We start from the raw sequence: 12,513 nt of genomic DNA, 5'->3' as shown, positions 1-12,513 counted from the left end.
TGTGGAGGTCGTCGGACATCGGATGGAGCCGAATCGCTTGTCGATACGTCTATTCGACGACGTCCGTGCGACGACGCCGAAGTGACCGAAGTTCAGGTGCAGATGTGACGGAGGTGCAAGGCGATGGCCGGTTTCCGGAGTCTGGCGAGACAGGTGCGAGACCCGCGGTGCGATCTGGCGCTGCGGCGGTATTCGCTGCGCAAATGCCTTGAGCGGTTCGCCCCCTACGGGCACCGGGCGACCTGGGACCATCTGTGCTCCCGGGCCGGATTCGGTCCGGAGGACCGCTCCCCCGACCCGGCGCGGCTCGTGGCCGCGCTGGACGAGCTGGAGGCGGCGCGGGCGGTGTGGCTGACCTATGAGGGGGAGTTCGCCGAACGCCGCAAGAAGGAGAAGCACGACGGACTGCGCCGGCCCGGGAGCGTGGACGACTGGCACCGCCTGACCTGGGGCGGGTTCGGCGTCGCCTGGTGCGACGACCCGCGGCTCCACCCCCGTGAGCCGCTGGCCGACGTGCTGCGCAAACTGATCGCCGCGCTGGAGCGCACACCGGGCTCCGGATGCCCGGTGTGCGGCGGCGAACGGCTGCCCTGGAAGTACGAACTGGACCACGAACCGTCGGCGGGACCGGTCTGCGCGGACTGCGGGATCCTCGTCCCGCGCCCCGTGCTCACGCCCGAGGCGCTGGCGCACGCCCGGCGAGGACGGCTGCTGGTGTCGGCCTGACGTCGGCCCGGCGCCGGGCCGCGAGGACGGCGGGGGTGCGCCGGGGATGCCGCACCCCTGTTTCACACCGGGCCCGGCCGGAACCCCGGCCGGACGACGCCCGGTCGGTGGCGGACGCACCAGTTCCGCACGCACGCCCCGCCCGGCCGGACACGTCCCGAAGGGGTGGACGTGTCCCGAAGGGGAGGCATGTCGCGAACGGGTGGACACGTCGCGGGCCGGACGCGGGGCCCGGAAGGTACCAGGCGCCAATAGGGTCGCTCCACCGTTTTTCCGGCGGGGACAGTTGGGGGGATGAAACCCAACTGAGCCACCCGCCAGAGGACTTGAAGGAGCCCCTGATGTCGACGCTGCGCGTCACCGCCGAAGTGCTGACCGTCCACGAACACCCCGACGCCGACGCCCTCGAACTGGCCCAGGTCGGCCTGTACCGGGCCGTCGTCGCCAAGGGGGCCTATCGCACCGGGGACGCCGCGCTCTACATCCCGGAGCAGTCGGTGCTCCCCCTCGATCTGGTCGAGGAGCTGGGGCTGACCGGGCGGCTGGCGGGCAGCAGGTCGGACCGGGTGAAGGCGGTGCGGCTGCGGGGCGAGCTGTCGCAGGGCATCGTGTGCCGGCCGAAGGCGCTGGCCGACGTCGATCTGGCGCGGGCCGCGGCGGACGGCGTCGACTTCGCGGAGCGGCTCGGCATCGTCAAGTGGGTGCCGCCGATCCCGCCGACCATGAGCGGGGACGTCGAAGCGGCCCCGGATCTGCTGCCGTGGGTCGACATCGAGAACATCCAGCGCTATCCCGGCATCTTCGAACCGGGCGAGCCGGTGGTGCTGACCGAGAAGCTGCACGGATCGGCCTGCCTGCTGACGTATGTCGCCGGCGAGGAGCGCGTGCACGTCTCCTCGAAGGGCTTCGGCGCCAAGTCCCTCGCCCTCGCGGAGGACCCGCGCAACCTGTACTGGCGTGCCGTACGCGGGCACGGCGTCCCCGAGGCGGCCGCCCGGCTCGCCGAGCGGCTGGGCGCACGCCGGGTCGGCATCTTCGGCGAGGTGTACGGCGCGGGCGTGCAGGACCTGACGTACGGCGCGGACGGCCGGCGCGAAACCCTCGGCTACGCCGTGTTCGACGTGAGCGCGGAGATCGACGGCGCCGTCCGATGGCTGGACGCGGAGCAGCTGCTGGGCGGTGAACTGCCGCTGGTGCCACGCCTGTTCGAGGGGCCGTACGACAGCGCGCGGGTGCTGGAGATCGCCTCCGGCCGCGAGACGGTCTCGGGACGCGAGCTGCATCTGCGCGAGGGCGTGGTGATCCGCCCGGCCGTCGAGCGGTACAGCCCGGTGACCGGAGGCCGGGCCATCGCCAAGGCGGTGAGCGGCGCCTACCTGACGCGGAAGGGCGGCACCGAGTACGAGTAGCCGAGGACGGACGGGGGCGCCCTGCGGACGACGGGGGCCGCGGAGTGTTCGGGTTGGGGGCGGCGGCGCTGCGGCCCGGGACGGCGGTCGCTGCGGGCTGGGTCGGCGGCGCTGCGAGCTGGGTCGGCGGCGCTGCGAGCTGGGTCGGCGGCGCTGCGAGCTGGGTCGGCCCGGGCCGCCGGGCGGCCCGGGTGGGGGCGGGTTGCCGGGGGCTCAGCCCTGTCCCGTGGCCCTGTCTTCGCCTTCTCGTCGTTCGGCGAGCAGGCGCGAGCCGGACAACCGTCCGCCGAGGACGTCGTCCGGGTTGGACAGGACGCAGGTGGCAAGCGACAGACAGCCGCAGCCGATGCAGTCGGTCAGGTGGTCGCGGAGCCGGTTGAGCTGCCTGATCCGCTCGTCCAGCTCCGCGCGCCACGCCTGCGACAGGCCGGCCCAGTCCTCACGGGTCGGGGTGCGCTCCTCCGGGAGTCCGGCAAGGGCCTCACGGATCGTGGCCAGGGGGATGCCGACCCGCTGCGCGGCGCGGACGAAGGCGACGCGGCGCAGCGTGTCGCGGTGGTAGCGGCGCTGGTTGCCCGAGGTGCGGCGACTGCTGATCAGACCCTTGGACTCGTAGAAGTGCAGCGCGGAGACGGCGGCGCCGCTGCGGGCGGCGAGCTGTCCCACCGTGAGCTCGTGGATCTTCTCGGGAATCTGGGGCACCCCTCGAACCCTACCCACCCCGGTCGGCCCGAGGTCCGTTGACATCGACCCTCCACCCGACCATGCTAAGCAGTTGCTTAGACCCATGGCACGGTGACATGGGCATCCAGTGACGCGAGAGGGCCGCAGACATGGCAGAGCCGAGGATCTTCACGTCCGCCGACGAGCTGAGGGCGGCGGTGGGCGAGCAGCTGGGGTACACCGACTGGCTGGAGGTGGACCAGAAGCGGATCGACCTCTTCGCGGAGGCCACCGGCGACCACCAGTGGATCCACGTGGACCCGGAGAAGGCCGCCGCCGGACCGTTCGGCACGACCATCGCGCACGGCTACCTCACCCTCTCCCTGCTGCCGCTCTTCGGCCCGCAGCTGATCACGGTCGAGAACGTGAAGATGGGCGTCAACTACGGGACGAACAAGGTGCGTTTCCCCGCCCCGGTGCCCGTCGGCTCCCGGGTGCGCGCCACCGCGACGATCACCGGCGTCGAGGACGTCACCGGCGGGGTGCAGGTCAGCGTGGCGTTCACCGTGGAGCGCGACGGCGGCGACAAGCCCGTGTGCGTGGCGGAGTCGGTGTCCCGCTACTACCTCTGAGGCAGGTCGTCCGCGGAGCGCCGGCGCGGCTGGTTCGCCGCGCCCACCATCCGCAGCACGAGGTCGGCGTACAGCTCGCCGACCTCGTCGGGGGTGCGCGGCCCGCCGACGTTGAACCAGCGGGCCACGTCGATGCAGAGGGACAGCACGGCGAGGGTGGTGCCGCGCACGTCGGGCACGGCGAACTCGCCGCTCGCCACGCCGTCCTCGATGATCCCGCGGACCTCGGCGTCGACCTTGCGGCGCAGGCCGAGGATCTCCGCGCGGGCGTCCGGGCCGAGGGCGTCCAGCTCGTACTGCACGACCCGGGCCGTGGTGCGCCGTCCGGCGTGCCAGCGGACGAAGGAGCCGACGGCGTCCGCGAGACGCTCGGTGGCGCTGCCCTCGCCGGCGGCCGCGGTGCGCAGGATGTCCAGCGCACGGTCGTGACCGATCCGGCTGATGCGGTGCAGCAGCTCTTCCTTGGTCTTGTAGTGGATGTAGAGGGCGGCCGGGCTCATGCCCGCGCGGCCCGCGATGTCCCGGGTCGTCGTCGCGTGGTAGCCGCGCTCGGCGAAGGCCTCCACGGCGGCGACGAGGAGTCGCCGGGCCGCGTCAGGGGTGACCTCGTCCCACGGCTCGATCTCGCCGCCGGACGTCTCCTCCGCCGTAGTCATCGCTCGTCGCCTCTCTCGGTACAGGGGCTACACCATACCGCCGAAGGTGAGCGCTCGCTTAGAGTGCCCGCTCAGAGCTTCTCGAAGGGGCTGTACACCCGGGCCGCGGCGTCCTGCTTGTCCCGGATCACCTTGGCCAGGGTGAAGGCCGACGTGACGAGGTAGAGAACGGCGATCGCGAGGAAGGCGCGCACCCAGGCGTCGGCGTTCAGCTTGAAGATGCCGACGGCGGTCGCCGCCATGGCCACGGCGAAGGACGCGACCGCCTGGCCGTAGAAGGCGGCGGTGTTCTGCTTGACCGGTGTCTCACTCATGGCGACAGCTTGGCCGCGGGAGGGACCGCGCCGCATCCGTCCGCGTACTCAGGTCGTACTCAGAACGCCGAGACGCCTGTCAGGGCCCGCCCGATGAGCAGTTTCTGTATCTGGCTCGTGCCCTCGTAGAGCGTCATCACGCGGGCGTCGCGCAGCAGTTTGCCGGCCGGGTACTCGTCGATGTAGCCGTAGCCGCCGAAGACCTGCAGGGCGTTGTTGGCGGCGCGTACGGCGGCCTCCGAGGCGAAGAGCTTGGCCTTGGAGGACTCGGTCGCGAAGGGCAGGCCCCGGTCGATCAGGTCGGCGACCCGCCAGGTCAGCAGCCGGGCCGCGTCCACGTCGACCGCGATGTCGCTGATCAGCTCCTGGACGAGCTGATGGTGGGCGATGCTCCTGCCGAACTGCTCGCGCTCGCCGGCGTACCGCACCGCCGCGTCCAGGGCGGCCTGAGCGATGCCGACGCAGCCCGCCGCCACCGACATCCGCCCCTTGGCCAGCGCCGACATCGCGACGGAGAAACCCTTGCCCTCGGGCGCCAACATGGCGGAGGCGGGCACCCGGACGTCCTCGAGGACCAGCTCGGCGGTCGCCTGGCCGCGCAGACCGAGCTTGCCGTGAATGGTGCGGCGGCCGAGACCGGGGGTGTCCGTGGGAACGAGGAACGCGGAGACGCCCTTGTGTCCCGGTGCGTCGGTCGAGCGGGCGAAGAGCAGGACGACGTCGGCCCAGGTGCCGTTGGTGATGAACGTCTTGGCGCCGTTGATCACGTACGAGTCGCCGTCGCGGACCGCGCGGGTGGTGAGGTTGCCGGCGTCCGAGCCGGTGCCGGGTTCGGTGAGGCCGAAGCAGCCGACGTACGCGCCCGACGTCAGCCCGGGCAGCCAGCGGCGCTTCTGCTCCTCGCTCCCCCAGGCCGCGACCGACTTGGCGACGAGGCCGAGGGAGACGGACACGATGCCGCGCACCGACGAGTCCCCGCGGCCCAGTTCCTCGGTGACCAGGCAGTAGGCGAGGTGATCGCCGCCGGAGCCGCCGTACTCCTCGTCGACGGTCAGCCCGAGGAAGCCCACCTCTCCCAGCTTCTTCACGACGGACCGGTCGACCTCCTCGGCGCGGTCCCAGGCGACGACGTGCGGGGCGATCTCGCGGTCCACGAACTCCCTGGCGAGCCGCCGGACGGCCGTCTGCTCCTCGCTGAGCCCCAGGTTCACCACGAGATCACCTCACTGAAGGGAAGTCGGACTTTAAATTAGCACTGCTAGTTTACGGCGTGCAGCCCTACTATGTGCGCCATGGCCCGACCGCGCAAGCCCCTCCTCAGCACCGACCGGATCGTCGAGACCGCACGGACGCTCGTGGACGCGGAGGGCCTCGCGGCCGTCTCCACGCGTCGGCTCGCCGCCGAACTGGGGGTGAGCGGACCCTCCCTGTACAACCACTTCCGCACCAAGGACGAGATCCTCGAAGCCGTCGCCGACTCGGTGAGCGCCCAGGTCGACCTGTCGATGTTCGAGGACGCCGGCCGGGAGTGGCGGACCGCGCTCCACGACTGGGCGGTCTCCTACCGGGCGGCCCTGCGCGACCATCCGAACATCGTCCCCGTGCTCGCCCAGGGACCCGGCCGACGCCCGGCCGGACTGCGGCTCGCCGACGCGGTGTACGGGGCGATGGTCCGCGCGGGCTGGCCCGCCGCCCAGGCCACCAGCATCGGCGCGCTGATGCGGTACTTCATCATGGGCTCCGCGCTCGGCTCGTTCGCCGGCGGTTTCGTCGACGACGTGAGCGCCTACGACCCCGCCGACTACCCGCACCTGGGGCAGGCCCATCTGCTCGCCGAGCAGCAGGAGAAGATCGACGAGCGGGCCTTCGAGACCGGGCTCACGGCACTCCTGGACGGCCTCGCGCGGCAGTTCGCACAGCTGCCCTGACACGGTTCGGCGCCGGCCGAAGTGTGCGTCGCGCATCCTGGACGGCATGAGCGTCACGGACACCGGCAGCCGCAAGGACCCCCGGGCGGCGGGGCTGGCCGCACTCGCGGGTCTCGTCGCCGACGAGACCCGGGCCGCCTGCCTGCTGGCCCTGCTCGACGGGCGGGCGTGGACCGCCGGCGAACTCGCCCGGCACGCCGGCGTGGCCGCGTCCACACTGAGCGAGCACCTGGGCAAGCTGGTCGCGGGCGGCCTGCTGGCGGAGGAGAGGCAGGGGCGGCACCGGTACGTGCGGCTCGCCGGCACCCGGGTCGCCCAACTCCTGGAGGACCTGGCCGCCCAGGTGACCCCGGACCCGGCCCACCGCCCGCACGGCCTGCGCGCCGCGAGCGCCGGTTCGGCGATGGCCCGGGGCCGCACCTGCTACGACCATCTCGCCGGCCGGCTCGGCATCGCCGTGACGGACGCCCTCACCGCCCGCCGCCTGCTCGCCCCGGCGCCCGCGCCTCCCTCGGCGGCCGGGCGCCCCAGGACGTCCGCGTCCGCCGAAACGGGCGGCGACCCCGCCCCCGGCGAGCGGGGCACCGGCTTCGCACTGACCACGGCGGGGGTGCGGTGGTTCGAGGACTGCGGCATCGTCCTCGACCTCGCCACCCGAAGACCGCTCGCCCGTGCCTGCCTCGACTGGACCGAGCGGCGGCCGCATCTGGCGGGCGCGGCCGGCGCCGCGCTGTGCCGGCACGCCCTCGACGCGGGGTGGTGTGTGCGCATCGGCTCCGAGCGGGCCGTGAAGGTGACGGCGCGCGGCGAGCGCGCGCTGGCCGACCTGCTGGGCGTCGAGCCCGGCGCCCTGCGCTGAGCCGAGGGCGGCGCCCCGTCGGCGTCCGCGCCCGGCCCGTGTCCGCGGCTGCGCCCGCGCCCGCGTCGACCTGCATGAGCGTCCAGGCGGGGCTCCCTGTCCGAAATCCGCGAGCCCCGCTCCGTCCCCCCGCCTAGCCTTGAGGACCGTGATGACCAACCCCCTGCCTGCCGAACGCCGTACCGAGATGCTCGCCGCCGGTGCGGCGACCGTGACCGTCGTGCTGTGGGCCTCCGCCTTCGTGTCGATCCGCAGCGCGGGCGACGCCTACTCGCCCGGGGCGCTCGCGCTCGGCCGGCTGCTCTCCGGGGCGGTGGTGCTGGGGGTCATCTGCGCCGTCCGGCGCGCGGGGTGGCCGCCGAGGTCCGCCTGGCGCGGGATCGTCGTGTCCGGGGTGCTGTGGTTCGGCTTCTACATGGTCGTCCTCAACTGGGGCGAGCAGCAGGTGGACGCGGGCACGGCGGCGCTGGTGGTGAACATCGGGCCGATCCTCATCGCGCTGCTCGGCGCGCGGCTGCTCGGGGACGCGATGCCGCCGCGGCTGCTGGCCGGGATGGCGGTGTCGTTCGCGGGCGCGGTCGCGGTGGGCCTGTCGATGTCGGGCGAGGGCGGGTCGTCGGTGCTCGGCGTGGTGCTGTGCCTGCTCGCCGCCTTCGGTTACGCGGGCGGCGTCGTCGCACAGAAGCCGGCCCTGGGCCGGGCCAGCGCGCTGCAGGTGACGACGTTCGGGTGCGTCATCGGCGCGGTGGTATGCCTGCCGTTCGCGGGGCAGCTGGTCCACGAGGCCGCCGACGCGCCGGTCTCCGCCACGCTCAACATGGTCTACCTGGGCGTCTTCCCGACCGCGCTGGCCTTCACCACGTGGGCGTACGCCCTGGCCAGGACGACCGCGAGCCGTATGGGGGCGACCACGTACGCGGTGCCCGCGCTGGTCGTCCTGATGTCCTGGCTGGCCCTCGGCGAGGTGCCGGGGGCGCTCACCCTGGCCGGCGGCGTGCTGTGCCTGGCGGGCGTGGCCGTGTCACGGTCGAAGCCCCGCGCGCCGCGGGCGCCGTCGGCGCGGGCGGCGTCGGCGCGGGCGGCGGAGTCCGCGCGAGCGGCGGGGGCGGGAGAAGCAGGGGTTCCCGACCCGGGGCCCGACCAGGAGGTCGGCCCCCGGTCAGGTTGACTCCACCCGGCCGCCCGCCCCGCCGCCCTGCCCGGCCCCGCCGTCCCGGCCGACCGCCGGCCCCGCCGTCCCGAGCGGCTGCCGGTCCCTGCTGTCCAGTGGTCCCCTCCCGCCTCCCCGCCCGGCCGTCCTGGGACGGCCGGATCGGGCGGGGACGGATCGGCGTCGGGCCGGGCGCGGGTCGGCCGGGGCCCGGGGCCACCGGGTGTGCGGCGTCAGAACACGACGAGCGCCCGGCCGCCCTTGCCGGCCAGCATGTTGTCGAAGGCGCCCGGGATGTCCTCCAGGGCGATGCGCTCCGTCACCAGGGCGCCGAGGTCCAGACGGCCCGCCCGGACGTGCCCGGCGAGGACCGGGAGGTCCATCGCCGGGTCGGAGTTGCCGTAGACGCAGCCCGAGAGGGTTCGGCCCCAGTGGAAGAGCTCCAGGGCGTTGAAGGTGACCTGCTGGTCCTTGCCGCCGATGCCGACGACCGTGGTGCGGCCGCCGCGCCGGGTGGATTCCCAGGCGGTGCGGATGGCGACCGCCCGGCCCACGCACTCCACGGCCACGTCGACGCCCTGCCGGCCGGTGAGGGCGCGGATCTCGCGGGCGGTGTCCGGCGAGGCGATCACGTACTCCGTGGCGCCCGCCGACCGGGCCAGCTCCTCCTTCTCCGGGGAGACGTCCACGGCGACGATGGTCGGGGCGCCCGCGATCCGGGCCGCCTGGAGGGCGGCGAGGCCGACGCCGCCGACGCCGAAGACGGCGACCGTCTCGCCGGCCCGGACGCGCGCGCTGTGGTGGACGGCGCCGTAGCCGGTGAGGACGGCGCAGCCCAGCAAGGCGGCGTCGGTGAGGGGGATGCCGTCCGGCAGGGGCAGCAGGCAGGACTCCTGGACGACCGTCTCCTCGGCGAACGCGGCGACGTTCAGGCCCGGGTGCAGGTCCCTGCCGTCGGCGGTGCGGGCGTAGACGTCCGCGGAGCCCTTGAGGGCGTTGGCGCACAGCCAGACCTCGCCCAGCCCGCAGGCATGACAACTCCCGCAGGAAGGAGCCCAGTTGAGGACGACCCGGTCGCCCGGCGCGACCCGGGCGACGCCCTCGCCGACGGACACGACCGTGCCCGCGCCCTCGTGGCCGAGGACCGCGGGGACGGGCACCCGCATGGTGCCGTCGGACAGGGAGAGGTCGGAGTGGCAGACCCCGGCGGCGGCGAGCCGGACGCGGACCTGGCCCGGGCCGGGTTCCGGGAGGTCGATGCCGATGATCTCCAGGGGAGCTCCGACGGCGGGAAGTACGGCGGCACGGACCACTTCTGGCTCCTCAGAACTGCAGGGACTTGGTCTGGAGGTACTCGGTCAGCCCGTGCGCGCCGAGCTCGCGTCCGACGCCCGACTGCTTGTAGCCGCCGAAGGGGGCGAGGGGGTTGAACCGGCCGCCGTTGATGTCGACCTGGCCGGTGTCCATGCGGCGGGCGAAGGCCACCGCCTCCGCCTCGTCGCCGGCCCAGACCGCGCCGGCGAGCCCGTAGACGGTGCCGTTGGCGATCCGCAGGGCGTCGTCCTCGTCCTCGTAGCGCAGGACGGACAGCACCGGGCCGAAGATCTCCTCCTGGGCGATCGTCATGTCGGGGGTGACGTCGGAGAAGACCGTCGGGCTGACGAAGTAGCCCTGTTCGCGGGGGGCTTCGGGGCCGCCCGCGACCAGCGTCGCCCCCTCGGCCACGCCCTGCTCGATGTATCCGCGCACGCGGTCGCGCTGCCTGGCGTTGACGACGGGGCCGATGCGGTCGCCGTACTTGGCCGCCGCGGCGGCGGCGAGTCCGACCGCCTCCTCGTACCGGTCGCGGTGGACGAGCATCCGGGTCCAGGCGCTGCACGTCTGGCCGGAGTTGGACATCACGTTGGCGACGCCGACATTGACGGCCCGGGCGAGGTCGGCGCTCGGCAGGATGACGTTGGCGGACTTCCCGCCGAGTTCGAGGGCGACCTTCTTGACGGCGGCGCCCGCCGTCGCGGCGATCCGCTTGCCGACGGCCGTCGAGCCGGTGAAGGACACCAGGTCGACGTCCGGGTGTTCGGCGAGGGCCTGACCGGCCACCGGGCCGAGACCGGTGACCAGGTTGAAGACCCCGGCCGGGACGCCCGCCTCGTGGACCGCCTCGGCGAACAGCTGGGCCGTCAGCGGGGTGTCCTCGGCGGGCTTGAGGACCACGGTGCAGCCCGCGGCGAGGGCCGGGGCGACCTTGGCGACGATCTGATGCAGCGGGTAGTTCCAGGGGGTGATCGCGCCGACCACGCCGACCGGCTCGTGGAGGACCGTCGAGTTGCCGACCCGTTCCTCGAAGGAGTGCGTCGCGGCCAGCTCCGCGTAGGAGCCGGCCACCGCGATCGGCACCGCCGCGTGGACCGCCTGGGAGAAGGCGAGGGGTGAGCCGAGTTCGGCGGTGACCGTCTCGGCGATCTCGTCCTTGCGGGCCGCCAGGACGTCCCGGAGGGCGCCCAGCCGGGCGGCGCGCTCGGCGGGCGGTGTCGCGGCCCAGTCCGGGAGCGCGGCGCGGGCGGCGCGCACCGCGGCGTCGACGTCGTCGGCGCCGCCCGCCGGGACGCGGCCGATCACCCGCTCGTCCACCGGGTCGACGACCTCGATCACGTCCTGACCCGCGGCCGGGCGCCACGCGCCGTCGAGGTAGATGCCGTCGTGTGCCTTCATCGGGTTCCCTCCGGGCGGTTCTCGTCGTCCGCGCCCTAAACTAGCGTCGTTAGTTTTCCGGCACCAGGGGACACGGGACGACGTCCGCTCACTCGTCCAGGTCCGGCAGCCGGTCCGGGGCCGGGCTGATCCGGTCGCCGTGCTGGTCGAAGACGAAGAGATGCGCGATGTCGACGAGGAGCGGCACCTGCATGCCGTGCCGGAGGTCGAAGTCGGGGGTGGTGCGCACCACGAGGTCGCCGAGTGCGCGGGGCTCGGCGGACGAGGATAGCCGCGCGCTCTCCCCTCCCCCGGCGTGTTCCGGACGCTCCTGCAGGACCCCGACCGGTCCGCCCCGCAGGCCGCCCGCCCGTTCCCGCAGCCGGTCCAGCACCCCGCCCTCGCGGCGGCGGCGCCGGGTCGGCCGCGGGATCGGCCGCGGCGCCTCCAGCTCGGGCACGACGGCGAGCCTGGAGCCGGTGTTGAAGTGCGCCAGCACCTCGTGACCCTGGAACTCCACGTGCTCCACCAGGCCGGTGATGTGCGTCTCGCCCGGCCGGGCCTCGGCGGGCGTGGCGATGCGCACCGCCTCCGAGCGCAGCCCGACGATCACCTCCCGGCCCTGCTGCACGCGCAGCAGCTTGTGGTCGAGGGACAGCGGCTCGGGCAGGCGCAGGGCCTGCTTGCCGAGGACGACCGTCATGGCGCCGTCGAGCGGGGCGCGGACCACCCCGCGCAGCAGGTTGATGCGCGGGGTGCCGATGAAGGCGGCGACGAAGACGTTGCGCGGCAGCGCGTACACCGAGCGCGGGGCTCCGACCTGCTGGAGGACCCCGCCGCGCAGGACGGCGACCCGGTCGCCGAGCGACATGGCCTCGGCCTGGTCGTGGGTGACGTACACGGTGGTGACGCCCAGCTCCCGGGTGAGCTTGGAGATCTCGGCCCGCAGGTGGTTGCGGAGCTTGGCGTCGAGGTTGGACAGCGGCTCGTCCATCAGGAACGCCGAGGGGTGGCGGGCGATGGCCCGGCCCATCGCGACGCGCTGGCGTTCGCCGCCGGAGAGCTGTCCGGGGAAGCGGTCGAGCAGGTCCTCGATGCCGAGCATCCGGGCGGTGGCGTCCACCCGGGGGCCGGGATCGGCGCCGGGCGACTCTATGCGCAGCGGGAAGCCGATGTTGTCGCGGCCGGTCATGTTCGGGTAGAGCGCGAAGTTCTGGAAGACCATCGCGATGTCCCGTTCGGACGGCGCCAGGCCGTTGGCGTACGCCCCGTCGAGCGTCAGCCGGCCCTCGGTGATGTCCTCGAGGCCCGCGATCATCCGGAGCACGGTGGACTTGCCGCAGCCGGAGGGGCCGAGCAGGACGAGGAACTCGCCGGGCGCGATGTCCAGCGACAGCCGGTCCACGACCCGGCCGCTTCGGGCGTGGACCTTGCTGACGTCGTGCAGGGAGATGGCGCGTGTCATGAGAAGCGTCCCCGGGACTC

13 protein-coding genes are annotated in these 12,513 nt (G+C 73.7%); 6 read left to right on the top strand and 7 right to left on the bottom strand.

Annotated features, from left to right (window positions below; genetic code table 11):
- Positions 1-123: 123 nt before the first annotated feature.
- Both OHS82_RS33315 and OHS82_RS33310 read left to right on the top strand, forming a co-directional pair.
- A complete protein-coding gene (locus OHS82_RS33315) occupies positions 124-726 on the top strand; it encodes a hypothetical protein (protein WP_057579714.1) in 603 nt (200 codons plus the stop codon).
- 341 nt (positions 727-1,067) lie between these two features.
- A complete protein-coding gene (locus OHS82_RS33310; RefSeq protein WP_328435116.1) occupies positions 1,068-2,135 on the top strand; it encodes an RNA ligase (ATP) in 1,068 nt (355 codons plus the stop codon).
- A gap of 213 nt (positions 2,136-2,348) precedes the next feature.
- Here OHS82_RS33310 and soxR read toward each other — a convergent pair whose 3' ends face one another.
- Positions 2,349-2,882 (bottom strand): redox-sensitive transcriptional activator SoxR, encoded by a 534-nt coding sequence (gene soxR / locus OHS82_RS33305; RefSeq protein WP_242433189.1) that lies wholly within the window; start codon positions 2,880-2,882, stop codon positions 2,349-2,351.
- An 86-nt stretch (positions 2,883-2,968) separates the two neighbouring features.
- Between soxR and OHS82_RS33300 the strand changes: the two genes are divergently transcribed.
- Positions 2,969-3,430: a MaoC family dehydratase gene (locus tag OHS82_RS33300; RefSeq protein WP_057579718.1), complete on the top strand. Its 462-nt coding sequence runs from the start codon at positions 2,969-2,971 to the stop codon at positions 3,428-3,430.
- Here the strand turns inward: OHS82_RS33300 and OHS82_RS33295 are convergent.
- The 3 genes from OHS82_RS33295 to OHS82_RS33285 form a co-directional block, all read right to left on the bottom strand.
- Positions 3,421-4,086 carry a TetR/AcrR family transcriptional regulator gene (locus OHS82_RS33295; RefSeq protein WP_328435115.1) on the bottom strand — a complete coding sequence of 222 codons (666 nt, stop codon included), beginning with the start codon at positions 4,084-4,086 and terminating at the stop codon, positions 3,421-3,423. The two genes, OHS82_RS33300 and OHS82_RS33295, sit on opposite strands and share 10 nt — an antisense overlap.
- Before the next feature lie 71 nt (positions 4,087-4,157).
- Positions 4,158-4,400 (bottom strand): YiaA/YiaB family inner membrane protein, encoded by a 243-nt coding sequence (locus OHS82_RS33290; protein ID WP_057579722.1) that lies wholly within the window; start codon positions 4,398-4,400, stop codon positions 4,158-4,160.
- A gap of 59 nt (positions 4,401-4,459) precedes the next feature.
- On the bottom strand, positions 4,460-5,611 hold the full coding sequence (locus OHS82_RS33285) for an acyl-CoA dehydrogenase family protein (RefSeq protein WP_057579904.1): 1,152 nt from the start codon (positions 5,609-5,611) through the stop codon (positions 4,460-4,462).
- Positions 5,612-5,692: 81 nt separating this feature from the next.
- Here OHS82_RS33285 and OHS82_RS33280 point away from each other — a divergent pair, with 81 nt between their 5' ends.
- The 3 genes from OHS82_RS33280 to OHS82_RS33270 all read left to right on the top strand — a co-directional run bounded on the left by OHS82_RS33280 (position 5,693) and on the right by OHS82_RS33270 (position 8,355).
- Positions 5,693-6,328 (top strand): TetR/AcrR family transcriptional regulator, encoded by a 636-nt coding sequence (locus tag OHS82_RS33280; protein ID WP_057579724.1) that lies wholly within the window; start codon positions 5,693-5,695, stop codon positions 6,326-6,328.
- Between the two features lie 46 nt (positions 6,329-6,374).
- Complete coding sequence (locus OHS82_RS33275) at positions 6,375-7,187, top strand: ArsR/SmtB family transcription factor (RefSeq protein WP_057579726.1); 813 nt, start codon at positions 6,375-6,377, stop codon at positions 7,185-7,187.
- Between the two features lie 151 nt (positions 7,188-7,338).
- Positions 7,339-8,355: a DMT family transporter gene (locus tag OHS82_RS33270; protein WP_328435114.1), complete on the top strand. Its 1,017-nt coding sequence runs from the start codon at positions 7,339-7,341 to the stop codon at positions 8,353-8,355.
- 215 nt (positions 8,356-8,570) lie between these two features.
- Here OHS82_RS33270 and OHS82_RS33265 read toward each other — a convergent pair whose 3' ends face one another.
- The 3 genes from OHS82_RS33265 to OHS82_RS33255 form a co-directional block, all read right to left on the bottom strand.
- Positions 8,571-9,650, bottom strand: a complete 1,080-nt coding sequence (locus OHS82_RS33265) for a Zn-dependent alcohol dehydrogenase (RefSeq protein ID WP_057579731.1) — start codon at positions 9,648-9,650, stop codon at positions 8,571-8,573.
- Positions 9,651-9,660: 10 nt separating this feature from the next.
- Positions 9,661-11,049 (bottom strand): aldehyde dehydrogenase family protein, encoded by a 1,389-nt coding sequence (locus OHS82_RS33260; protein ID WP_057579733.1) that lies wholly within the window; start codon positions 11,047-11,049, stop codon positions 9,661-9,663.
- A gap of 88 nt (positions 11,050-11,137) precedes the next feature.
- Positions 11,138-12,493, bottom strand: coding sequence for an ABC transporter ATP-binding protein (locus tag OHS82_RS33255; protein WP_057579735.1), 1,356 nt, complete (start codon positions 12,491-12,493; stop codon positions 11,138-11,140).
- Between the last annotated feature and the right edge of the window lie 20 nt (positions 12,494-12,513).

Origin of the sequence: Streptomyces sp. NBC_00425 (assembly GCF_036030735.1) — a bacterium.
Classification (GTDB): Bacteria; Actinomycetota; Actinomycetes; order Streptomycetales; family Streptomycetaceae; genus Streptomyces.
Note: the sequence above shows the minus strand (reverse complement) of the source record. Positions and strands in the feature narration are given on the sequence as shown.